The sequence below is a fragment of the Promicromonospora sukumoe genome, from assembly GCF_014137995.1.
In the GTDB taxonomy this organism is placed as follows: domain Bacteria; phylum Actinomycetota; class Actinomycetes; order Actinomycetales; family Cellulomonadaceae; genus Promicromonospora; species Promicromonospora sukumoe.
Genome location: NZ_JACGWV010000002.1, coordinates 1,377,058 through 1,398,789 on the forward strand (window position 1 = coordinate 1,377,058; position 21,732 = coordinate 1,398,789).

The following is a 21,732-nucleotide window of genomic DNA, read 5'->3' on the forward strand; positions in this document are numbered from 1 at the left end:
CCTGAGATGTAAATAACCGTCCTGATACGTTACATCTGACTTATCACATCTTCACGAACGGACCCGGGATGCTTGTCTTCATCGTCATCGGACTCCTCGGGCTCGGGCTGGCGGTCGCCTCGCTCCTGCTGGGCGACTTCCTCGACCTGCTGGACGGCGCCATCTCGGGCACCTCGCTGGGCGCCGGCGGGCTCCTGTTCGGCGCGACCGGGATGCTGGTGCTGTCCTGGGGCCTCGAACCGTGGGTCGCCTACCCGGCGGGGCTCGTGGTCGCGGTCCTCGTGGTCCTCCTGGTCAACGTGCTGGTCAAGCGCCTCAAGGCCGGCGACGACGGCGCGCCCGTCTCGCTGGTGGGCGCGCAGGGCTCGGTGACGTCCGGCGTCGACCGCGGGCACGGCGAGGTGTCGCTCGACGCCGCGTCCGAGCTGGAGACCCGGCTCGCGTTCTCCGACGAGCCGATCGAGCAGGGCACCCGCATCGTCGTCGTCGAGCAGCACGGCGCGCGCGTGAAGGTCGAGCCGGTGTGGCGCTGAGCCGCACCACGCCGACGCCCCTCCCCACCCCCGAACACCCTCGACCGGGACCGCACGCCGGCCCGGTCCACACCGACTCACCCCAGGAGCCGACATGGAACTGAACGGTCAGCTGGTCGGCGTCATCGCCGTCGTGGCGGGCGTCCTCGCGATCTTCCTCGTCCTCGCGTTCGTCGCGAGCCGCATCCGGCGGGTCCCGCCGAACGAGGCGTTGATCGTCGTGGGCCGTGGCGCGGGGAAGTCCGAGGCCCAGACGGCCAGCCAGCGCGTCGTCGTCGGCGGACGGGCCTTCGTGTGGCCGGTGCTGCAGCAGGGCTTCGCGATCTCGCTGGAGCAGCGCCAGATCGGGATCACCGTCGAGGGCGTCGACAAGAACCGCATCAAGATCGCCATCAAGGCGTCGATCAACTTCAAGGTGCGGGGTGACGAGGAGGGCGTGCGGCGCGCCGCACAGCGCTTCCTGTCCCAGCAGCACCTGCTGACGGAGATCATCAAGGAGTCCCTGGAGGGCTCGCTGCGGTCGATCGTCGGCGACATGACGATCGAGCAGATCATCTCGGACCGCAAGGGCCTGTCCGACCGCGTGGTGCAGTCGACCAAGACGGACCTCTCGGAGCAGGGCCTCCAGGTCGACCTGCTGAACATCTCCGACATCTCGACGCCGGGGTCGGACTACCTCGCGAACCTCGGCCGCGCCGAGGCCGCCAACGCCCGCCAGCTCGCCGAGGTGTCCGAGGCGGAGGCCAACCGGGCCTCGGAGTTCGCCGTGATCGAGGCCGCCGAGCAGATCGCCGAGCGGCAGAAGGCGCTCGACCTGAAGAAGGCCACCATCAAGGCCGAGACCGACCGGGCCAACGCCGAGGCGGAGGCCGCCGGCCAGCTCGCCCGGGCCGAGCAGGACCGGCTCGTGGCCCAGCAGGAGCGCGAGGCCATGGCCGAGAAGGCGCGCGTGGAGCAGGAGCGCCTCGACATCGAGGTCCGCAAGCCCGCCGAGGCCACGGCGTACGCCGAGGTCCAGGGCGCCAACGCCCGCCGTGACGCGAACAACGCGGCCACCGAGGCCGAGGCGTTCAAGCGCACCACGATCGCCCAGGCGAACAAGACGGCCGCGCTGCAGGACGCCGAGGCGTCCGCCGAGTCCGTCCGCCGCGCGGGCGAGGCCGAGCGTGACAAGCAGGTGGCCCTGGCCGCCGGTATCGAGGCCGAGGGCCGCGCCCGGGCCGCCGCCGTCGAGGCCGAGGGTCTCGCGGAGGCCAAGGCCACCGACGCCAAGGCCGAGGCGCTGCGCAAGTACGGCGAGGCCGCGCTGGTGCAGGAGCTCATCGAGCGCCTGCCCGAGATCGTCCGCGCCGCCGCCGAGCCGATCGCCTCGATCCAGGGCATGACCGTGGTCTCGACCGACGGGGCCTCCGCGATCACCAAGAACGTGGCCTCGGTGCTCGGCGAGGGCCAGGGCGTCATCAAGCAGCTCACCGGCGTGGACATCCACCAGCTCATCTCGGGCCTGGCCGGGCCGGCCGCCGGCAACGGCACGGGGACCGCAGCCTCCGGAGAAGCCGCAACCAAGAACTGAGCCAGGGTCGTCAGACCAAGCGCGACGTGTCAGACCCCCAGGTCCCCCGAGGGACCTGGGGGTCTGACACGTCGGGGGCTCTTCAGGAGCAGGGGCGCCCGGGTCAGGGCTCCGGGTGCCGCGCGTCGTACCGCCAGAACCGCGGCGTCAGACGGACGATCACCCAGAGCAGCACCACGCACGTGAGCCCGCCCGCGACGGCCGCCCAGCCCTCGCCGAACCAGGTCGCCTCGGCGCCGAGCACCATCTCCCCGAGGCGCGGGCCGCCGGCCACCACCACGATGAACACGCCCTGCAGCCGCCCGCGCATGTGGTCCGGGGTCGCGGTCTGCAGGATGCTCTGCCGGAACACGGACGAGATGCTGTCGGAGCCGCCCGCGAACGCGAGCGCGATCCCGGCCGCGACGACGGCCCAGACGATCGTCCCGTCGGGCGACCCGCGGCCCACCAGCACGAGCACCAGCCCGAACGCGGCGATCGACAGGCCCCACGCCGTGATGGCCCAGACGATGATCTGGCCCTGCTTGCGCAGGCGCGTCAGCCCGCCGGAGAACACGCTCGCCAGGATGCCGCCGACGGCGAAGGCCGCGGCGAGCACGCCCGTCGTCGTCTCGCCGCCGCCCAGGTAGATGACGCCCGCCGCGGGCCACAGCACCCGCGGGAACGACAGCACCATGGCGCAGATGTCGACGAGGAACGTGGTGCGCACGTTGGGCTGGGTGGCGAGGTAGCGCAGGCCGTCCAGCACGGACCGCAGCCCGACGGCGCCCACCCGGCTCCGGCCGTTCCCGCTCCCGCCCTCGCCGGCGCCCTCCGGCAGCACCGGCGGCAGGCGGAACACGGCCCAGAGGGCCGCCAGGAACAGCACCATGTCCAGCGTGTACGCCCAGGCGTAGCCGAGCTGCGCGACGAGCAGCGCGCCGATCAGCGGCCCGCCGGTCAGCGCGACGTTCATCGAGAGCGACGCCAGGGCGTTGGCCGCGGGCATGAGCTCCTTGGGCAGCAGCCGCGGGATGATCGCCGAGCGCGCGGGGTTGTTGATCGCGAACGCCGCGCTCTGCACGGCGACCAGGCCGTAGAGCAGCTCCACGGACTCCAGCCCGAGCCAGGCCTGGGCGGCGATGGCGGCCACGACGACCCACAGCACGGCCGACGACACCAGCGACACCTTGCGCCGGTCGTAGTGGTCCACCAGCGCGCCGCCGTACAGGCCGAGCGCCACGAGCGGGACCAGCGAGAACAGGCCCAGCACGCCGACGGCGAGCGTCGAGCCGGTCAGCGCGTAGACCTGCAGGCCCACCGCGACGATGGTCACCTGCGTGCCGATGTTCGAGACGGACAGCCCGAACCAGAGGCGCCGGTAGTCCGGCGACACCTTCAGGGGCGTGGTGTCGGCGAGCAGATGGCGCATGATGCCCGATCGTATGCCGGGGCAACGTGCCCGGGCGGCGCCGTCCATATGACGTTCGCCGCACTCGTGCCCGGTGCCGACCTCGGGACGACGCCGGGCCCGACCCCGGACATGACAGAGCGGGCGCCCAGGTCACCCCCCGATGCCCTGAGCTCCCGCTCTGTTCACTTCCGGCCCTGGGCCGGGCCGCCCCCCAGCGGCGGCCCGACCCTGGACTCAGGGTCCGTGAGCCGGGACACCCCCCAGCGGTGTCCCGACCCCAGACTCCGGTCCGCGGGCCGGGACGCCCCCCAGCGGCGTCCCGACCTCACGAACCTTCCGACCCGGGCTGGGTCGGCTCCCTGTCACGAGCCCCTTGACAGACTCACGACGAGAACCGCGCCCGGGCCGTAGTCGCCCTTCGGCGCGTGGTTTAACCCACGCTCCGACGGCGACGCATGCGGAGCGCCACGAGTCCCAGCCCCAGGAGGAGCGAGACCAGCGCGAGCTGCCCCGTGATCATGGGGCCCGTCTGGGCAAGGGTCTCGCCGGGAACATCCGGCGCCACCTGCCCCTCGGGCCCGGTCCGTGTACCGCTGAGGAGGCCGGCGACCGAGCCGTCCGACAGGACCGCCCCGTCGGCGGCGGTCGTCGGCACGACGACCGCCTTGTCTCCCCAGGTGATGTCGACGCCGGTGTCCCGGGCGTCGGTGTCCGGCGCGGGCTCGTCGGACCGCGCCTCGGCGGCGTCCGCCGGGTCCGCGGGTCCGGCGTCCGCCGGGTCCGCGGGTCCGGCGGACGCCGGGTCGGTGCCGGGCGCGTCCCCGGCCACGGCGTCGCGCGCCACGTCGATGACGCCGGGCGTCACGGCATCCGACCAGCCGACGGCGGGGTAGGCGGTACCGGGGACGTCGGCCCCCGGACGTCCTGCTCCGGGGCGCGGGTCGGTGCCGAGCCAGCCCTCGGGCCGGCCCTGGCCGGGACGACCGTGGCCGTCGTCGGGCCTGCCGGTCGCGGGGCCGTCCGTGCCGGGGCGGCCCGTACCGGGGCCGCCTTCGCCGGGCTCGTTCGTGCCAGGCTCGCCGGTACCAGGGTCGACGCCGGGGTCACCGACGCCGGGGTCGAGGATTCCGGGATCGAGGATGCCGCCGTCGGGGTCGGTACCCGGCTCGTCGGTTCCCGGCCTGCCGGGCTCGTCGGTACCAGGCTCATCGGTGCCGGGCTGCTCCGTACCAGGCTGCTCCGTGCCGGGCTCGTCCGTGCCCGGGTCACCGGGCACCTCGCCGCCCACGGGCAGGAGACCGTCCAGGAGGTCGTGGACCAGGCCGTCGGCGCCGAGCGTCCCGTCGACCACGCCCGCGAGGTCGCCGTGCACGACCGACCCGACGATCCCCTCGCCGGAGGCACCGGTCGCGGCATCGCCCGCAGCGCCGTCGTCCGAGGCGGCGTCGTCGTCCGAAGCCCCAGCGTCGTCCGAGGCAGCACCGTCGACCGAGACGGCAGCGTCGACCGAAGCACCGGCGCCGTCCGGCACGGCCTCGTCCGAGGCAGCGTCAACGGAGGCAGCGGCGTCAGCCGAGGCAGCGCCCTCGATCGTCTCGGGTGCTCCCTGGGTGGCGGTGTCCGTCGGACCGTCCCCGGCGGCGTAGGCCGAGGCGGCACCGACGACCACGAGGCCGCCCGTCACGAGCGCCGTGAACAGCGCACGTCGGAAGTTCTTGTCCATGGGTCTCTCCTTGCCTGGCGTGGAGCCGACGGCACATGCGCCGTCGGTGGTACCGCGCACGTGTGCGCGGACCAGCCAGGTCAGGCAGGAGAGACAGGGATGTCCGTGTAGCTGCTCGCCAGCTTGGCGCGCGACTCGTCGGCGGACACGGTCCAGGTGCGAGCCCGGAAGATCAGCAGCGCGGAGAGGACGGCGAGGATGTCGCCGCCCAGCACCTTGAGCTGCGGGGCGCCGCCGCCGACGAGGCCACCGGCACCCCCGGCGAGCACCGCGCTGCCCGCGCCGCCGGCGGCGAGCGGGAGGCCGGCACCGAGCAGGCCGGGACCGGCGGCGTCGACGACACCCGCCGTCACGACGCTCAGCGCCTCGGCGGTGTCCGTGGCCGCCACGAGGGCGGGCACCGGCATCAGGTCGAGCATCGCGTGCTGGACCCCGGCTGAGGTCCAGACCACGACACCCGCGGCGTCACCGGGGGTCTGCAGCGTCCCCGGGTACGTCGGCTCTGTGGGCTCCTCGACCCGCTGGGTCGGGACCACCGTGGCCGGCGTCGCGGGCGCGGCGGGCACGACGCCCGGCACCGGCACGAGCGGCTCCACGACGGGGCTCAGCGGCTCGACGACCGGGGCGAGCACGCCGCCCACGGGGGCCACTGCCTCGCCGACCGGCGTGAGCACGGGCGCCAGGGCGTCCGTCACCGGGGCGGTCACGGGCCGGAGCACCTGCGTGATCGGGGCGGTCACGCCACCGACCGCGTCGGTCACCGGCGAGACGAGGTCGACCACGGGGGTCAGGAGACCGCCGGTCACGGGGGCCAGCGGCTGGGTCACGGCGCCGAGCACGGGCGCGAGCGGCGTGACGACCTGTCCGACGAGGCCCGTCACCGGGGCGAGAACCTCGCCGACCGGTGCGGTCACGGGCGTCAGCGCGCTGCCGACCTGCTCCGTGACGGGCTTGAGGACCGGGTCCGCGACCTGCTCGACGACGTCGGCGACCTGCGCCACGGGCTTCTCGGTGATGCCCTTGACGAGCTCGCCGACAGGCTCCGTCACGGCGGTCCGGACCGGCGTGGTCACCGGCTCCAGCACGCCCTCGGAGACCCCCTTGACGAGGCCGTCCACGGCCTGCGCGACGGGCTTCGCCGTCGTGCCGCCCGACGTCGGCGCGGGCTTCGCGGCGGCCGGCTTCGGCGCGGCGGCAGCGGGCTTGGCGGCGCTACCGGAACCGGCGGCGGGCTCGGCAGCAGGCTTCGCCGCCGGCGCCGGAGCAGCGGGCTCCTGGGCGGCGGGCTTGGGCGCGGCGGGCTTCGCGGCGACCGGCTCGGGCGCGGCGGGCTTGGGCGCGGCGGGCTTCGCCGCGGGAGCAGGCTCCGGCGCGGCCGGCTTCGTCGCCGACCCGTTGCCGCCGGTAGCGGCCTGGCCGGCCGGCGGCGTCACTGCCGACCCGAGCGCCTCGGTGGTGCGCACGACGGTCTGGACCGTCGCCCCCACGGTGTCGCCGAGCAGGGAGCCGAGCGAAGGCCGCTCGGCGGCGCTCGACGGCGCCGCGAGACCGACGCCGAGCGCGACGCCCGCGGCACCGAGCGCGAAGGTGCCGACGGCGCGCACGACGATGCGACGGAGGTTGTCCCCCGTGCTCGTCATCGCGTCCTTCGACATCGGTCTCCCGCTCTCAGCTCACCGGGCCGCTCAGCAGCCATGCATACACATTAAATCTGCGGCGCGCACCAGGGTTCGGCAACTGCATACCTGCGGTTTGCGGATCGAGAATTTTGTGCTTGGGAACACGAGTATGTCGGAAGAGCCGCCATATCTCAGTCATTTCAGGGCATTCGGTGCTATCGGCAGGGCCCTGGAGGGGCTACGGGTGAAGTCCCGGAGTTCACCCGACGGTGGCCCCGAACACGAGCCCGAGAACGTAGGTCGCGGCGGCCGCGCCCAGCCCGATCGCGATCTGGCGCAGCGCCCGGGTGAGCGGGGACGTCCCGGACAGCAGGCCGACGACGGCGCCCGTCACCAGCAGCGCGATCCCGACGAGCGCCGTCGCGACGGCGACCGCCGCGAGCCCGTCGAGGCCAAGCAGGTACGGCAGCACCGGGACCACGGCGCCGGACGCGAAGAACAGGAACGACGAGACCGCCGCACCCCAGGCCGTCCCGTGCGTCTCCAGGTCGTCGACGTCGGCGGCGGGGGCGCCGTCCGCCCCGGTCTCCAGGAGCAGACCGCCCGCCGACGGCGCGACCGCGAGCCGGGCGAGCACCGCGTCGGCACGTGTGGTCGCTTCCTCGCTGCTCATCCCCCGCGCCCGGTAGACGAGCGCGAGCTCGTTCGCGTCGACGTCGAGGTTCGGCAGCGCGGCGTCGGCCGTGGGGGACGGCGACGACGCCTCGAGCAGTTCCCGCTGCGACCGCACCGACACGAACTCGCCGGCGCCCATGGAGAGCGCCCCGGCGAGCAGGCCCGCGAGCCCGGTGAGCAGCACCGTGCTGGTCGCCACGCCGGAGGCGCCGATGCCGAGCACGAGCGCGAGGTTCGACACGAGCCCGTCGTTGGCGCCGAAGACGGCGGCGCGGAAGGTGCCCGAGAGCCGGTTGCGCCCCCGGGTGGCCAGCGCGCGCACGACCTCCTCGTGGATCTGCTCGTCGGCCGCCATGGTCACGGTGGCGTCGGCGTCGTGCGCGTACGACGAGCGAGCCTCGGCCCGCTGGGCGAGCGCCAGCACGAAGACGCCGCCGAAGCGGCGGGCGAGGAACCCGAGGCCGCGGGTCCTCAGGTCGCCACGCACGGGCGCGCCGACGTCAGGACCCAGGAGATCCAGCCAGTGCGACTCGTGCCGCTTCTCGGCCCGCGCGAGCGCGAGCAGGATCTCGCGTTCCTCGCCCGTGCGCCGGCCCGCCAGGTCGCGGTAGACGGCCGCCTCGGCCCGTTCGTCGGCGAGCAGCCGCCGCCACCGCCGGATGTCGGACCGGGTCCGCGGGCGGGCCGGGTGCAGCTCGTGGGCGCGCTGCTCGGGCGTGGGCGTGCCGCCGGACGAGCGACGGGCGGGGTCGGACGGTTCGTGGGGCACACAGCCATCATGCCCGTGGATCGCCGGTCGTGGGTTTCGTAGGCCCTTGGCGCCGGTTTCGCAGCCCCGAACTCTCCCGCGTTGTCCAGGCCCGGCCAGGCGTCCGGATTCTCGGGCAGAAGGATGCACAATGGACGCCGTGATCATCGTCAGCACGCACGGGTCGGCCGCGCCGGGCGGCGCGATCGGATGGGCGTGGATCAACCACGCGGGCGGGCAGTTCGACTCGGGCGGCGCGGCCCAGGGCAACGATCAGGTCGCGGCACTCTCAGCTCTGCTCCGCGCCATCGACGCGCATCCCGGCAGCGAGCCGCTGCTCGTCGAGTCCGGCTCCCAGTACGCCGTCCGGACCGTGTCCGAGTGGTCGGAGGGATGGAAGCGCAACGGCTGGCGCTCCCCCGCCGGCGAGCCCGTGCCGAACCTCGACCTGGTGCAGGGCATCGACCGCGCCGTCGCGGAGCGCACCGGGCCGGTCCGGTTCCACTGGGTGCGCGGCCACGTCGGCAACCCGTACAACGAGCGCGTCGACCAGCTCGCCGGGTTCGCCGCGGAGGAGTGGGACGCGGGACGCGGCGGCGTCGGCGAGATGCTGGTCCCCGACGCCGGGATGATCCCCGACGCCGAGCTGCGGGACGGGAGCCTCGCCCCCGAGACCCGCGAGAGCACGGCGCCCGCGACCCGGCCGACGCCGGTGGTGTCCGGGGCGGGCCGCACCTGGGAGTCGGGCACCCTCTTCTAGGGCGCCCGACCCCGAGGACTACAGGCCGACGAGCAGGAGCTCCTCGGCGGTGCGGGCGGCGGGCGCGATCCGCCCGGACGCGACCGGGTCGGCGTCGTCGTCCTCGCTCGCCGACGTCGCCGCGGCCGTCTCGCGCAGGAAGAGCGGGACCGGCTTCGCCGTCCGGGCGCTGAACTCCAGCCGGTCGGCGACCGCGCGGGCGTGCTGCGCCATGTCCTGCGCGATGGTGACGCTCTCGCCGAGGTAGGCGCGCGGGTCGATCAGGCGGCAGATCTCGTCGCGGTCGAAGTACGCGCTGACGGTCGCGTTCCGCACCAGCAGGTCGAGGAACTGCTCGTCGCCGACGGCGGACTCCTGCGCCACCTCGTACACGACCTCGTGGGCCTTCTGCCGGCCGATGCGCTCGCCCAGCTCCATCATGAGCGACTCCGAGCCGATGAGGCCCTCGCTCAGCGCCAGGTTGGCGCGCATCCGCTGCTCGTCGAGCTCCAGCCCGCCGAGGATCACGTCGAGGCGGGTCAGGATGTCGCCGGCCAGGACGGTGGCGCGGGAGACGGTCGACTCCAGGAGGTCGGTCATGCCGCCGTTGGCCTCGTGGTCGTGCTGCATCGACTCGAGCGCGGGCGCCGCGAGGGCACGGAGCTGGGCGCTCATCGACAGCAGGTCGAGGGCGAGCTGCGGGTTGCGCTTGTGCGGCATGGTCGAGCTGCCGACGGTGCCCTCGGGGATGGGCTCGAACGCCTCGCCGAACTCGGGCTGCATCATCGAGTAGATGTCCTTGCCGATCTTGCCGGCAGTGCCGGCGACCTGGCCGAGGACGAGCACCAGCTCGACGATGCCGTCGTTGATGGCGCGCGACGGGACCGGCATGGTGCCGAGCCCGAGGTGGTTGGCGACCCGGCGCTCGACCTCGCGCCCGGCGGGCCCGAACGACGCGAAGGTGCCGACGGCGCCACCCATGAGCACCCGGAACAGCCGGTCCTCGAGGCGCTCGAGCCGGTCGGTGTGCGCCGCGAGCTCGTCGATCCAGACCGCGACCTTGAAGCCGAACGTGACCGGCACGGCGTGCTGGCTGTGCGTGCGGCCCGCCATCGGCACCGCCGCGGAGGCCTCCGCGAGCTTGGACATGCCGCGCAGCACCTTGGCGAGCAGGTCCTTGACCGAGCGGTGCGCGTCGCGCAGCACCAGGACGTCGGCCGTCTGCGTGATGTTCTGCGTGGTGGCGCCCCAGTGCACCCAGCCGCCGTACTCGCGCCCGACCACGCGGGCGAACTCCTCGATGAGCGGCATCAGGGGGTGGCTGGCCGACGCCGTCTCGGCCGCCACGCGGTCGAGGTCCAGCTTCTCGATCTGCGCGGCCCGGGCGATGGTCTCACCCGCCGGCTCCGGGATCAGGCCGACCTCGGCCTCTGCGAGCGCGAGCGCGGCCTCGACGTCGAGGCGCGCCTGGAATCGGTTCTCGACGCTGAAGAGGTGCGCGATCCCGGCGTCGGGAACGCGTCCGTCCGTGAAGTGTCGAATCGATTCGCCATTCATCCCTGGTAACCCCACTCGGTTCATGTGTCGTACGTGATGGACGTGCTCTGCTGGGCCCGTGCCCCGTCTCGGGGCCAGGCTGCCGGCGAGTTCCTTGCCACGTCGTACCGGTCGCCGCGGGACCTTGCCCGCCTGCTCACCGTGCCGAACTCGCTGTGCTTCATGCGCCTGCATCGACTCGCCGTACTGCGCTTGCTCTGTCGAATTGTGGGAGAGGATGCGGGGCCCAGGCTAGCGGAAGTGTTTCCGGAATGTAACGGGAGTGAGGTCCATCACATGAATTTCCGGTGACATCCGGCCCCGGACCAGGCCTTCGACAGGTGCGGGTGAACTTTGCCGCGTCTCGCATCGCGGAACGGCGTTGACCGGGCTTCGGCCGGACTTCAGCCGCGCTCCGGCCGGGCTCCGGCGGCCGGGGACGCAGAAGGCCCGGCCGCTTACGCCAGCAAGGTGGCGTGCGGCCGGGCCCTCCGTCAGGGGTACCAGCTCTCGGCGCGGACGCCGGGGGTCAGCCTGCGGCGGCCTCTTCGGCCGGGGCCTCGCGTTCCTCGTGCTGCGACCCGTAGGTGTCGGTGACGCTCCGGTGCAGGAGCGTGGTCCGGCGAGGGTTGGCGATGGAGTGGTACTGGGCGTCGTCGGCGTCCGTCATGGGTCCTCCTCCGGTGCAGGCCTTACGGCTCCGCTGCACGTGGCTCACCCGCTGGTCTGCGGATCAACCATCTTCGTTGATACCCAGTTCCGCCGTCGACCGAAGTCGCTGTGACTTCGGCCTCACCGTGCCGTCAGATCCGGCCCGCCACCAGGCAAGACCCTTCCCGTGTCAGACCTACAGATCACCCGAGGGACCTGTGGGTCTGACACGGGGAGGGGTCAGTCGGCCGGGGCGAGGACGACGTCGAACCGCGTCCTGGCCCAGGTGCCCTCGACCGTGCGGCCGCCCGGTGCCGGGGTGCCTGCGGGCTGCTCCTCGAAGTCCATGACGAGCGAGTCCTTGACGCCGAACACCGAGTCCGACGCGAGCAGCTCGTCGCCGCGCACGAAGATGTGGGTCACCAGCGTGCGCAGACCGGGCGCCGTCACCATGAAGTGCAGGTGCGCGGCGCGCATGGGCGAGCGGCCCGACGCCGCGAGCAGCGCCCCGACCGGCCCGTCGTGCGGGATCGGGTACGGCGTGGGCGTGACGCCCCAGAAGCGGTAGCCGCCGTCGTCGTCCGTGAAGAGGTGGGCGCGGCCGGAGGTGCGATCGTCGCCGTACTGGACGTCGTAGAAGCCGTCCTCGTCCGCCTCCCACACCTCGATGCGCGCGCCGGGGACCGGCTTGCCGGAGGTGTCGGTGACGGTGCCCTCGACCCAGCACGGCTGGCCGGTGGCGCCGCCCGCGATGTCGCCGCCGTTCTCGATGCGGGGCGCGTCGTCCACGAAGAACGGACCGAACACCGTGGCCTCCGTCGCGTTCTCGTACGCCGCGTTGTTGATCGCGATGGTCTGCATGGAGGCGCCCAGCACGTCGGACAGCAGGATGAACTCCTGCCGCTTGTCGTCCGTGATGTGCCCGGCCGCGGTGAGGAACCCGATGCCCTGGTTCCACTCGTCCTCCGTGAGCCGCACCTCGCGCAGGAACGCGTGCAGGTGACGGGTCAGGGACTGGAGCACCGTCGTCAGCCGCTCGTCGTCCGCGCCGGCGAACGACGCCGCGACCCGGTCGGTGAGCTCCTGCTCGCGGGCCGCCTGCTCGGCGTCCGGCTCAGCCATCGTGCTCGCTCCGTCCGAGGACCGACCGCAGCGCGTCGCCCAGCGCCCCGGCCGGGTCGTCGGCCAGGGTCTGCGCGCGCCACGCGACGTGCGCGTCGGGGCGCACCAGGATCGCGCCCGACTCCTCGACGCCCCGCATCTTCGCCCAGTCGTAGTAGGTGTCGATGACGTCGCGCCCCGGGCCGATGACGACGGCCTCCAGCGGCACGCCGAGCTCCTCGGCGACCTTGGCGGCGGCGTCGGCCCAGGCCTCGCCCGCGATGCCGGTGACCAGTGTGAACTGCCCGTACGGCACCAGGTCGTGCGTCGAGCGCTTGTACCCGTCGACGTCGGCCACCCAGACGTGCGGGAAGCGCGCGCCCGGCACCGTGGACTGCTTGTAGTAGAGCTCGGGGTCGCGCTCGTCCACGGGCTTCGGCGACCCGTCGGGGACGACCGCGGCCGACTCGTAGAACTGGCCCATGTCCACGCCGTGCGCGTTGAACTCGTAGTTCTTGAGGTCCATCGCCTCCACGAGCGCCGCGCGCTTGGCCGCGCCCGCCGGGGTGTTCGCCTTGCGCTCGTCGATCGCGGCCTGCATCGCCTCGGGGGTCTCGGCGTCGAGCACCCCGAGCACCTCCATGAACCGGAACTCGCCGCCCGACTTGTTGGCGCGGAGCACGATCTGCTCGGCGACGGGCGCGCGCTCGGCCGAGTACGTGTCCAGCAGCGACGGCGCCGCCTGGCCGTTCAGCACCGCGGCGATCTTCCAGGCCAGGTTGTAGGAGTCCTGGACCGAGGTGTTGGAGCCCAGGCCGTTGCTCGGCGGGTGCCGGTGGATGGCGTCGCCCGCACAGAAGACGCGCCCCTGCTGGAGGTGCGTGGCGTACATCTGGTTGTTGCCCCACAGCGAGTAGCCCGTGATCTCGACGTCCAGGTCGTCGACGCCCACGAGCTGGCGCACGATCTCGGCGGCCGCGGCGTCGTCGAGCTGCGGCGGCTCGCCCGAGATGTCATAGCCCCAGACGATGAGCCACTCGTTCCACGGCCGCACCATGCGGACCAGGCCCGCGCCGATGCCGCCGACGTCGGAGCCCGGCTGGAGCACCCAGTACAGGACGGACGGGCGGTGGCCCACGAGGTCCGTGAGGTCGGCCTTGAACGTGATGTTCATGGAGCCGGCGATGTCCATCGCGCCCTCCATCGGCAGGCCGAGGTCCGCCGCCACCTGGGAGCGGGCGCCGTCGCCGCCGATGAGGTACTTCGAGCGGATCGTGTACTCGGTGCCGGTGACGCGGTCGAGCACGCGGGTGCTGACGCCGTCGGCGTCCTGCGTGTGGCCCAGGTACTCCGTGGAGAACCGCGACTGGGTGCCGCGCTGGGTGGCGTTCTTGACCAGGATCGGTTCCAGGTAGGTCTGCGGGATGTCCACCGTGAGCGACGGCGAGGCCAGCCGCGCGTCCGCCTCGCGGGCGGGGTGGGTCTCCCAGGTGAGGATGCGGCCGATCTCCTCGCCGGCGATCGTCGTGCAGAACACGGTGTCGCCCACCAGCTCGTGCGGCGTCGCGTCCGCGAGCACCTGGTCCTCGATGCCCAGGTCGCGGAAGATCTCCATGGTGCGCTGGTTGGTGATGTGCGCGCGGGGCGTGTTCGCCGTCCACCGGTACTTGGTGATCATGATGTTGCTGATCCCCAGGCTGGACAGGAACAGGGCCGCGGAAGCGCCCGCGGGACCGGAACCCACGACGAGCACGTCGGTCTCGACGACCGGTGCGGTTCCCTCCGGGTTCGTGCCGGCGGCGGCGTTGCTGGGCAGTGCGGTCTCGGTCAGACCGTCGTCGAACTCAGGCATGCGGACAGGGTGCCGCGCGCCCCGGCGCGGGAAAAGACCTGACCATGGAAGTCGGCGGAAAGTATCAAGCGGGCGGGTCGGGCGGCCGCGTGTTCTGGGGCCGCCTGCTCAGCGGCCGCACCGCGAGCGCGTACCTCCGGGCCTCCGACGGCGACATGCCCGACTGCTCCCGGAACACGCGCGAGAACTGGGCCGCCGACGAGAACCCGCAGCGCAGGCCGATCGCCTCGACGGTCTGCTCCGCGTACGACGGCATGCGCAGCATGCGGCTCGCCATCTCGACGCGGCGGCGCGCGACCAGCCGCGGCACGCTCGTGCCGTGCTCGGCCAGCACGCGGGAGAGCTGCCGCTCGCTGAGGCCGATCGCGTCGGCGATCCGGCGGGCCGACATCGTGGGGTCGCGCAGCCACTGCCGCACGTACTGCTCGGCCGCGGCGAAGTGCGCGCCCGCGGCCTGCGTCCCGGACGCGGGCGGGACCAGCACCGCCGTGACGAGGTCGAGCAGGGCGTCCTCGTCGGCGGCGCCGTCGCCGTCCGGGCCCACCGCGCGGGCGACCAGGCCGGCGAGGGCGGCGGCGTGGGCGTTGGGGACCGGTGCGCGCGGCGGGCCGAAGTCGATCACGCGGGCCGTGCGCGGCATGGTGCCGCCCGCGGAGCGGAACACGTCGTACGGCACCTTCACCGCGAGCTCCTCCAGGCCCTGGGAGAAGCCGCGCAGGAACGGCCGGTCGGCGTCGCACACCAGGAGCTGGCCGGGGCGCAGCCGCCGCACGCCGTCGTCGTAGTAGAAGAACGCCTCGCCGCGGAGCGTGAAGTAGAGGGCCACGGACTCGGTGGGGCGGGCGCGGACCGTGCGGACCGTGCGCTCGACGGCGTGCGGGTTGGCCTCGACGTGCGCCAGGTGCAGGCGGTCGAGCTGGAGGTTCGCCTCGGACGCCTCCAGCGCCGAGTCGTCCTCGAGCATGCGGCACTGCAGCGCCACGAGGGCGTCGGCGTTGTGCTCCTCCCACAGCTCGATCCGCCGCGCCGCGGGCAGGCCTCGCGTGGAGAAGTGGTCGACGGCGCCGCGCGACGCCGGTGTGGCACGTGACACGAAGCCCACAGTAGGTGCAGCGCCGGGTGTGCACCAGGACCCGGGGTGTCCGCCCGGCGTGTTGGCCGGTGGCGTGTTCGGGCAGGTCAGAGCAGGTTCGGTGAATGTCGCCCCGTGTCACGGGTGCGTTCCGGCGTCGGACGCAGGATGCTCGTCCCATGCCCGACGAGACGTTGCCGCCGAACCCGACCGCGGCCCAGCCCACCGTCCTGAAGCCCTCGCACGAACCGCAGCTCGTGCTGCTGCGGCACGGCCAGACCGAGTGGAGCGCGAGCGGGCAGCACACGGGGCGCACCGACCTGCCGCTCACGGTGGACGGCGAGGCGCAGGCCCGCTCGGCCGGGGCGACGCTGGCCGGCTACGAGTTCGCGGCCGTCCTCACCTCCCCGCGCACACGCGCGCGGCGGACGGCGGAGCTCGTGGGCCACGCAGGCGCCGTCGTCGACGAGGACCTCGCCGAGTGGGACTACGGGCCGGTCGACGGCCGCACCTCGCGCGACGTCTCGGAGATCCTGGGGCGCGACTTCCAGATCTTCGACGACGGCGTGCGGGTGCTGCCGCCGTCGGCCGAGCACGGCGAGGGGCGCCCCGGCGAGACGCTGGACCAGGTCGCCGTCCGGGCCGCGCGGGTCGTCGCCCGGGCCGAAGAAGTGCTGCGCGGGACCGGTCCGGGAGCCGGCGGCCACGTGCTGCTCGTCGCGCACGGGCACCTGCTGCGGGTGCTCGCGACGGTGTGGCTCGGCGTGGACCCGCGGCTGGGCGCCCGGTTCGAGCTCGGCACCGCCGCCGTGTGCCTGCTGGGGTACGGGCACGGTCTGCGCACGATCGAGGGATGGAACCTGGCGGCGCAGTAGACCGGCTGCTGGTTCCTTGGTTCCGACCAGTAGATCCAAAAGGCGCAGTAAGGCAGTATTCGCGGCATGAGGGAAGAGCACCTCGCCGAGGGCGAGACCATCGTGTTGCGGCTTCGTACGCACCCGAAGAAGGTCATCAAGCCGATCCTGCTGCTCGTGCTGCTGCTCGCGGTGCTGGTCGCCATCTGGGTGCTGCCGCTGCCGGTCGACCCCTTCGTGCTGTGGTTCGCGACCGCCGTGATCCTGCTGCTCGGCGTGGTCGCCGCCGCGGGACCGTTCCTGCGGTGGCGCACGACGAGCTACATCATCACCAACCAGCGGGTCGCGCTGCGCACCGGAATCCTGACGCAGACCGGGCGCGACATCCCGCTCTATCGCATCAACAACGTCACGTTCGAGAAGCAGCTCAGCGACCGCTTCTGGGGCTGCGGCACCCTCGTGATCTCCGACGGCACGGACCAGCCGGGCATGGTGCTCGACGACGTGCCCGGCGTCGAAGAGGTGCAGCGCACCCTGCAGGACCTGGTCCGCCAGGGCCAGCAGCTCAGCGACGACTGAGGCCCGCCTGCCCGTCCCGCGCCGCCCCCGTCCCGGTCGTTGAGTGCTGGGTATTCGCCCTTTCTGCCACGCGGAAAGGGCAAATACCCAGCACTCAACTGTTTGGGGGGTCGAGGAGGTCGGCCAGGTCGGCACCCGCGCGGAGCAGCGCGACCGTGCGGGTCGCGATCTGGTCGAGTCGGCGGTCCAGGAGCTGGCGCGCCCGTGCGACACCCTCGTCGGCACCGGGGAGGCGGCGCAGGCTCGTGACGACGTCGCGCACCGCCGGGATGCCGTAGCCGCTGCCCCGGAGCGCGGTCACGATGCGCGCCTCGCGGACGGCGGCCGGCCCGTACTGCCGGGCGCGCAGCGACGTCACGCGCTCGGGGAGCACGAGCCCCTCCTGCTCCCAGAACCGCAGCGTGGACGTGCGCACACCGAGGGCCGCGGCGAGCTGGGTGATCGTCAGGACGTCGGCTGTCGGGTCCGCGGCCCCGGCGCGGGCTCGGTCCCCTGGGGTGGCGGCCTCCGGGGTGCCGCGCGCCGGGGTCCCGCCGTCGACGTCGGGCGGCTCGTCCTGGATCGCGAGCAGCGCCGCCTGCGCCCGGAGGGCCTCGTCGCGGTCGGCGGCCAGCCGGACGTGCACCGCGCCGATCGCGGCGGCGGCGTCGGCGAGGCTGCCGGTCAGCGCCTCGGCGAGCAGACCGCGCGCGACCACCGGCCCGGCGGCGGCCGCCAGGCCCCGGTACGCCCGCAGCGCCCGGACGTGCACGGACCCGTACGAGCGGTAGCCGTTGGCGCCGCGGGCGGCAGGCGGGATGACGCCGAGCCGCTCCAGGTCGCGGACCTGCTGCACGGAGTAGCCCGACTCTCGCGCGACGTCGGCCGTGCGGAGCGGCCGGGAGGCCTGAGGTGTCATGCGCCCAACCCCACAGAAGCACTTGAAGGTGATGCTTGAACCATGGACCTTCAGCAGAGTACCGGCCCGACCATCGAGCAGATCATCGCGGCGGTGCGCGACCTCGACGGCGCACTCGTCGTCGCACCCGCCGTCGGCGACCCCGCCGTCCCGGAGCTGGCCTGGGGTGACGCGTTCTTCTACTACGCGCCCGACGGGCGCATGCCCCAGAACGTCCAGCCGTACGGGACGATCGTCACCAAGAACTACCCCGACGACACGACCTCGGACCTCGACCCCGAGGGGCGTTGGCGGGTCAACGTCCACGTCGGCCGGGCGCAGCTCGCCGAGCTCACGGGCACCGTCGAGCCCAGAGAGGGCGGTCCGGGACCCGCCACCGCCGACGTCGTGCGGCCGCACCCGGTGTACGGGTCGGTCGGCTGGGTCGCCGTCGTCAACCCCGGGCCCGCGACGGGCGAGACCGTGCTCGCCCTGCTGCGCGACGCCCACGAGGCCGCGCGCGCCCGCTACGAACGCCGCGCCGAACCCCTCAGTTGAGTGCTGAATATTCGCCCTTTTCAGGGCGGGAGAAGGGCGAATATCCCGCACTCACGGTTCGAGTGGGGTGGGGTTGGGTGGTGGGCGTCAGCTAGTCGACGACGGCGCGGCTTGCGGCCTGCTCGCTGCGGCGGTGCATGTCGACGCTGAGCCGGACCTCGCCCGCGGCGTGCGCGTTCAGCAGCCGCTGGGCCAGCTCCTCCAGGGACTCGGGGGCGGGCGCTTCGGCGTCGTACGTCCCGGTTGAATCCGCCGAGCCGGCCGAGCCGGCCGAACCGGACCCGGCCGCCGCGCGGGCCAGGCCGTACTGCGCGCCGAACCAGTCCGCGACGGTCACCCCGTGCAGGGGGTGGTGCACGACGTCGACGGTGTCGCCCGCGCCGAGGTCGCCGTTCTCGATCACGCGCAGGTACGCGCCCGTGCGGTTGGCCTGCGTGAACCGCCGCACCCAGCGCTGCTCGCCGAGCCGGCGCCCGAAGGTCTGGCAGGGCGTGCGCGGCTGCGTGACCTCCAGCAGGGCCGAGCCGATCTGCCAGCGCTCGCCGATCACCGCGCCGTTCACGTCGAGGCCGCTGATCCGCAGGTTCTCGCCGAAGAGCCCGGGTGTGACCTCGCGGCCCAGCTCGGCGGACCAGTGGTCGGCGTCCTCCTGGGCGTAGGCGTAGACCGCCTGGTCGAGGCCGCCGTGGTTGGCGCGGTCGGCCTGCACGTCCGCGTACAGGCCGTAGGGCCGGACCTTGACCCGCCCCTCAACGGGACGCTTGTCGATCGCCGTGACGCCCACGGTGCCGGGATCGGGATGCAGGACGTACACGCGACAGACCGCGAGGAGCTCAGCCATGCCCACATTTTCGCATCCGCGCACCGCACTTCCGACGTGTCAGACCCACAGGTCACCCGAGGGACCTGTGGGTCTGACACGTACGGGGGACGCGCGCGGCGGCTACTTGCCCCGGGGCAGCGGGAGCGGCTCGATCCACTGGTCGTCGGCCGTGAGATCGATGCCGAACTCGCCGGCGAACCGCATGCGGGTACCGGTCAGCACGCCGTCGGCCGACTCGTCGAGGTCGTAGACCCGGGCGCCGCGCAGGCGGTTGCGCTCGGCGCCGCCCAGGCCGTACGTGCCGAACCCGGTGTTGCCCGCGTACCCGAGCAGCACGCCGTAGTAGTCGCCGGAGTACGTGTTCACGTGGTCGTGCCCGCAGAACACGCCGCGGACGTCGCCCCGGTGCCGGATCGCCGAGAACATGCCGGAGTTGAAGGGCCCCGGGCACTCGTCCTCGTTGCGCTCGCCCTCGATGCCGTGTCGCGCCTTGCCGCGCGCCGCGTCGGCGTCGGTGCGCCCGTCCACCGAGCCGAACCACATGAAGCGGTACTCCCACAGCGGGATGTGGATGAACATGAGCGACGGGACCACACGGCCGTACCGGCGCTCGATCTGCACCGAGGTGTCGTAGTACCACTTCACCTGGTCCATGCGCAGCCAGTCCCAGTGGGGGTAGCCGTCGAAGTCCTGACCCGCGAGCGTGTCGGGGGCGTACCGGCCCGAGTCCAGCAGCCAGACGTTGAACGCCGGCCGCCCGCCCCGGCCCTCGATCAGCAGGTGCGAGTTGCCCTGCCCGGTGACGCCGCGCGCCGTCGGGCCGTTCACGTTGTGCCGGTAGGAGCGGTAGAAGGCCAGCATGTCGGCCTCGTCGACGCCGCTGTCCGGCGTCGAGTCCTCGTCGTGGTTGCCGAAGGTGACGGCCCACGGCACGGCCCGCTCCTCCATGGGCTGCACCACGTTGTTCATCGCCTGGTGCATCTCCAGCGGGGTGTCGCAGCCGCCGGTGATGTTGTCGCCGTTGAGGATCACGAGGTCCGGGCGCTCGTCGTCGAGCACCGCGCGCATGAGCTCCAGGGTGCGGCGGTCGATCTTCTCGTCGTCCTGCGTGTCGTTGAACTGGACGATCTTGAACTTCCCGTCCCGCCCGAACCGCAGCCCCCGCTGCGGGTGCCGGGCCAGCTCCACGGCCTCGGCCGGCGCGGCGGCTCCGGCGGCGGCCGCGGTCGCGGCACCCGCCGCACCGAGGCTGCTCAGGGACAGGAACGTGCGGCGGTCGACGCCGTCGGGAGTCTTCTCGGTCATGCCGCCAACGATCGAGGACCCCGCGGGCATCAGGCCGACCGGCGGGTGGACCCGGGGTGACGGTCCGCTGAACGCCTACCGCACTCGGCGCAGCGCCCGGGCGATCACGTAGACCACCAGGATCAGCACCACGAGGCCCGCGGTCGCGGCGATCTGCGGCCGGGCGGCGGCGTCGGACAGCATGAGGCCCACCACCGCGACCAGCGCCACGAGGGTGACCCACGACAGCCACGGGTAGCCCCAGGCGCGCAGGCGCAGGGTCTCGCCCCGCTCGGCCGCTTCGGCCTCCAGCCGCGGGCGCAGCCGGAGCTGCGAGACGACGACCAGCAGCCACACCACGAGCAGCGCCGAGCCGACGGCGTTGAGCAGCACGCCGAGCAGCGACTCGGGCAGCAGGTAGTTGAGCAGCACCGCGACCACGCCGAAGAACACGGAGACCAGCACCGCGACCCACGGGACGTCGCGGCCGGAGACGCGGGTCGCGAGCGCCGGGGCGTCGCCACGCCCGCCGAGCGAGAAGAGCATGCGGGACGTCGCGTACACGTTGGCGTTGAACGCGCTCAGCAGCGCGAGCACGACGACGACCTCCATGAGCCGCGCGGCGCCGTCGAACCCGGCCATCTGGAGCACGGAGACGAACGGCGACTCCAGCCGGGCGGCGTCGGTCCACGGGATGAGCGCGACCATGATCGCCACCGAGCCCACGTAGAAGAAGAGGATGCGCCAGAGGATCGTGCGGGTGGCGCTCGCCACCGCGGACTGCGGGTCGCGCGCCTCGGCGGCCGCGATGGTGACGATCTCGATGCCCCCGAACGCGAACACCACGGTGAGCAGCCCAGCCGCGATGCCGGACAGCCCCGCCGGGGCGAACCCGCCGTAGGAGGCCCACTCCCCCAGCACGCTGCCGCTCACGGGCACGACGCCGACGACGATCAGCACGCCGAGCACGAGGAAGCCGACGATCGCGAGGACCTTGACGGTCGCGAACCAGAACTCGGCCTCGCCGAACTGGCGCACGCCCACCAGGTTGATCGCGCCGAACACGGCGACGACGGCGGCCGCGACCGCCCACTGGGGCACCGCGGGCCACCAGCCGTGCACGATGCCGGCGACACCCGTCACCTCGACGCCGAGCACCATGACGATGGTGAACCAGTACAGCCAGCCCAGCAGGAACCCGGCCCAGCGGCCGAGCGCGGCCTCCGCGTAGACGGAGAACGAGCCGCTCGACGGGAGCGCCGACGCCATCTCGGCGAGCATCCGCATGACCAGCACGACGATCGCGCCCGCGATGGCGTAGCTGACCAGGACGGCGGGGCCGGCGGCGGCGATGCCGAGGCCGGAGCCGAGGAACAGGCCCGCCCCGATCGCGGAGCCCAGGCCCATCATGGTCAGGTGCCGGGTGCGCAGGCCATGCGCCAGCCGCTCGGGGCGGACGGCGGGTTCGGCGGGGTCGCTGTGGTGGTCGGTGGTGCTCACGACCGACCACGGTAACCCGGGCACCGGATGTGGGTGCCTCTG

At 73.2% G+C, this 21,732-nt stretch carries 19 protein-coding genes; 6 read left to right on the forward strand and 13 right to left on the reverse strand.

Annotated elements, in window-relative coordinates; all coding sequences use genetic code 11:
- Positions 1-68: 68 nt before the first annotated feature.
- Positions 69-533 (forward strand): NfeD family protein, encoded by a 465-nt coding sequence (locus FHX71_RS23345; protein WP_182619771.1) that lies wholly within the window; start codon positions 69-71, stop codon positions 531-533.
- Positions 534-627: 94 nt separating this feature from the next.
- Positions 628-2,106 (forward strand): flotillin family protein, encoded by a 1,479-nt coding sequence (locus FHX71_RS23350; protein ID WP_182619772.1) that lies wholly within the window; start codon positions 628-630, stop codon positions 2,104-2,106.
- A 103-nt stretch (positions 2,107-2,209) separates the two neighbouring features.
- On the opposite strand, the gene FHX71_RS23355 is transcribed toward FHX71_RS23350, so the two are convergent.
- The 4 genes from FHX71_RS23355 to FHX71_RS23370 all read right to left on the reverse strand — a co-directional run bounded on the left by FHX71_RS23355 (position 2,210) and on the right by FHX71_RS23370 (position 8,285).
- Complete coding sequence (locus tag FHX71_RS23355; RefSeq protein WP_182619773.1) at positions 2,210-3,517, reverse strand: MFS transporter; 1,308 nt, start codon at positions 3,515-3,517, stop codon at positions 2,210-2,212.
- 412 nt (positions 3,518-3,929) lie between these two features.
- Positions 3,930-5,222, reverse strand: coding sequence for a hypothetical protein (locus tag FHX71_RS23360; RefSeq protein WP_182619774.1), 1,293 nt, complete (start codon positions 5,220-5,222; stop codon positions 3,930-3,932).
- 80 nt (positions 5,223-5,302) lie between these two features.
- Positions 5,303-6,877 (reverse strand): hypothetical protein, encoded by a 1,575-nt coding sequence (locus FHX71_RS23365; RefSeq protein WP_182619775.1) that lies wholly within the window; start codon positions 6,875-6,877, stop codon positions 5,303-5,305.
- A 223-nt stretch (positions 6,878-7,100) separates the two neighbouring features.
- Positions 7,101-8,285, reverse strand: a complete 1,185-nt coding sequence (locus FHX71_RS23370; RefSeq protein ID WP_376770157.1) for a VIT1/CCC1 transporter family protein — start codon at positions 8,283-8,285, stop codon at positions 7,101-7,103.
- 130 nt (positions 8,286-8,415) lie between these two features.
- Here FHX71_RS23370 and FHX71_RS23375 point away from each other — a divergent pair, with 130 nt between their 5' ends.
- The gene (locus FHX71_RS23375) at positions 8,416-9,024 is read left to right on the forward strand and encodes a ribonuclease H family protein (RefSeq protein WP_182619776.1); all 609 of its coding nucleotides are present in this window, start codon (positions 8,416-8,418) and stop codon (positions 9,022-9,024) included.
- Positions 9,025-9,042: 18 nt separating this feature from the next.
- Here the strand turns inward: FHX71_RS23375 and FHX71_RS23380 are convergent, their stop codons facing one another.
- From FHX71_RS23380 to FHX71_RS23400, 5 genes are all read right to left on the reverse strand, one after another.
- Entirely contained in the window at positions 9,043-10,560 is a 1,518-nt protein-coding gene (locus tag FHX71_RS23380; protein ID WP_182619777.1) for a class-II fumarase/aspartase family protein, read from the reverse strand.
- Between the two features lie 508 nt (positions 10,561-11,068).
- Positions 11,069-11,209 carry a hypothetical protein gene (locus tag FHX71_RS23385; protein ID WP_182619778.1) on the reverse strand — a complete coding sequence of 47 codons (141 nt, stop codon included), beginning with the start codon at positions 11,207-11,209 and terminating at the stop codon, positions 11,069-11,071.
- A gap of 221 nt (positions 11,210-11,430) precedes the next feature.
- Positions 11,431-12,312, reverse strand: coding sequence for a hydroxyquinol 1,2-dioxygenase (locus FHX71_RS23390; RefSeq protein WP_182619779.1), 882 nt, complete (start codon positions 12,310-12,312; stop codon positions 11,431-11,433).
- Positions 12,305-14,143: an FAD-dependent oxidoreductase gene (locus FHX71_RS23395; protein ID WP_246403377.1), complete on the reverse strand. Its 1,839-nt coding sequence runs from the start codon at positions 14,141-14,143 to the stop codon at positions 12,305-12,307. The genes FHX71_RS23390 and FHX71_RS23395 overlap by 8 nt, the downstream gene beginning before the upstream one ends.
- A 64-nt stretch (positions 14,144-14,207) precedes the next feature.
- Positions 14,208-15,236 (reverse strand): helix-turn-helix domain-containing protein, encoded by a 1,029-nt coding sequence (locus FHX71_RS23400; RefSeq protein WP_182619780.1) that lies wholly within the window; start codon positions 15,234-15,236, stop codon positions 14,208-14,210.
- Positions 15,237-15,394: 158 nt separating this feature from the next.
- Here FHX71_RS23400 and FHX71_RS23405 point away from each other — a divergent pair, with 158 nt between their 5' ends.
- Positions 15,395-16,090 carry a histidine phosphatase family protein gene (locus FHX71_RS23405; protein WP_182619781.1) on the forward strand — a complete coding sequence of 232 codons (696 nt, stop codon included), beginning with the start codon at positions 15,395-15,397 and terminating at the stop codon, positions 16,088-16,090.
- Positions 16,091-16,156: 66 nt separating this feature from the next.
- Positions 16,157-16,648: a PH domain-containing protein gene (locus FHX71_RS23410; protein ID WP_182619782.1), complete on the forward strand. Its 492-nt coding sequence runs from the start codon at positions 16,157-16,159 to the stop codon at positions 16,646-16,648.
- A 94-nt stretch (positions 16,649-16,742) separates the two neighbouring features.
- Here the strand turns inward: FHX71_RS23410 and FHX71_RS23415 are convergent, their stop codons facing one another.
- Entirely contained in the window at positions 16,743-17,546 is an 804-nt protein-coding gene (locus FHX71_RS23415) for a MerR family transcriptional regulator (protein WP_182619783.1), read from the reverse strand.
- 42 nt (positions 17,547-17,588) lie between these two features.
- On the opposite strand from FHX71_RS23415, the gene FHX71_RS23420 reads away from it, so the two are divergent.
- Positions 17,589-18,083: a DUF6194 family protein gene (locus FHX71_RS23420; protein ID WP_182619784.1), complete on the forward strand. Its 495-nt coding sequence runs from the start codon at positions 17,589-17,591 to the stop codon at positions 18,081-18,083.
- A gap of 91 nt (positions 18,084-18,174) precedes the next feature.
- On the opposite strand, the gene FHX71_RS23425 is transcribed toward FHX71_RS23420, so the two are convergent.
- The 3 genes from FHX71_RS23425 to FHX71_RS23435 all read right to left on the reverse strand — a co-directional run bounded on the left by FHX71_RS23425 (position 18,175) and on the right by FHX71_RS23435 (position 21,690).
- On the reverse strand, positions 18,175-18,924 hold the full coding sequence (locus tag FHX71_RS23425; protein WP_182619785.1) for an MOSC domain-containing protein: 750 nt from the start codon (positions 18,922-18,924) through the stop codon (positions 18,175-18,177).
- A gap of 102 nt (positions 18,925-19,026) precedes the next feature.
- Entirely contained in the window at positions 19,027-20,211 is a 1,185-nt protein-coding gene (locus FHX71_RS23430) for a metallophosphoesterase family protein (RefSeq protein WP_182619786.1), read from the reverse strand.
- A 75-nt stretch (positions 20,212-20,286) separates the two neighbouring features.
- Positions 20,287-21,690 carry an amino acid permease gene (locus FHX71_RS23435; protein ID WP_312877188.1) on the reverse strand — a complete coding sequence of 468 codons (1,404 nt, stop codon included), beginning with the start codon at positions 21,688-21,690 and terminating at the stop codon, positions 20,287-20,289.
- Between the last annotated feature and the right edge of the window lie 42 nt (positions 21,691-21,732).

Coding starts and splice junctions, on each gene's coding strand:
- FHX71_RS23345 (WP_182619771.1), top strand. CDS start 69: ATGCTTGTCTTCATCGTCATCGGACTCCTCGGGCTCGGGCTGGCGGTC.
- FHX71_RS23350 (WP_182619772.1), top strand. CDS start 628: ATGGAACTGAACGGTCAGCTGGTCGGCGTCATCGCCGTCGTGGCGGGC.
- FHX71_RS23355 (WP_182619773.1), bottom strand. CDS start 3,517: ATGCGCCATCTGCTCGCCGACACCACGCCCCTGAAGGTGTCGCCGGAC.
- FHX71_RS23360 (WP_182619774.1), bottom strand. CDS start 5,222: ATGGACAAGAACTTCCGACGTGCGCTGTTCACGGCGCTCGTGACGGGC.
- FHX71_RS23365 (WP_182619775.1), bottom strand. CDS start 6,877: ATGTCGAAGGACGCGATGACGAGCACGGGGGACAACCTCCGTCGCATC.
- FHX71_RS23375 (WP_182619776.1), top strand. CDS start 8,416: ATGGACGCCGTGATCATCGTCAGCACGCACGGGTCGGCCGCGCCGGGC.
- FHX71_RS23380 (WP_182619777.1), bottom strand. CDS start 10,560: ATGAATGGCGAATCGATTCGACACTTCACGGACGGACGCGTTCCCGAC.
- FHX71_RS23385 (WP_182619778.1), bottom strand. CDS start 11,209: ATGACGGACGCCGACGACGCCCAGTACCACTCCATCGCCAACCCTCGC.
- FHX71_RS23390 (WP_182619779.1), bottom strand. CDS start 12,312: ATGGCTGAGCCGGACGCCGAGCAGGCGGCCCGCGAGCAGGAGCTCACC.
- FHX71_RS23395 (WP_246403377.1), bottom strand. CDS start 14,143: ATGCCTGAGTTCGACGACGGTCTGACCGAGACCGCACTGCCCAGCAAC.
- FHX71_RS23405 (WP_182619781.1), top strand. CDS start 15,395: ATGCCCGACGAGACGTTGCCGCCGAACCCGACCGCGGCCCAGCCCACC.
- FHX71_RS23410 (WP_182619782.1), top strand. CDS start 16,157: ATGAGGGAAGAGCACCTCGCCGAGGGCGAGACCATCGTGTTGCGGCTT.
- FHX71_RS23415 (WP_182619783.1), bottom strand. CDS start 17,546: ATGACACCTCAGGCCTCCCGGCCGCTCCGCACGGCCGACGTCGCGCGA.
- FHX71_RS23420 (WP_182619784.1), top strand. CDS start 17,589: ATGGACCTTCAGCAGAGTACCGGCCCGACCATCGAGCAGATCATCGCG.
- FHX71_RS23425 (WP_182619785.1), bottom strand. CDS start 18,924: ATGGCTGAGCTCCTCGCGGTCTGTCGCGTGTACGTCCTGCATCCCGAT.
- FHX71_RS23430 (WP_182619786.1), bottom strand. CDS start 20,211: ATGACCGAGAAGACTCCCGACGGCGTCGACCGCCGCACGTTCCTGTCC.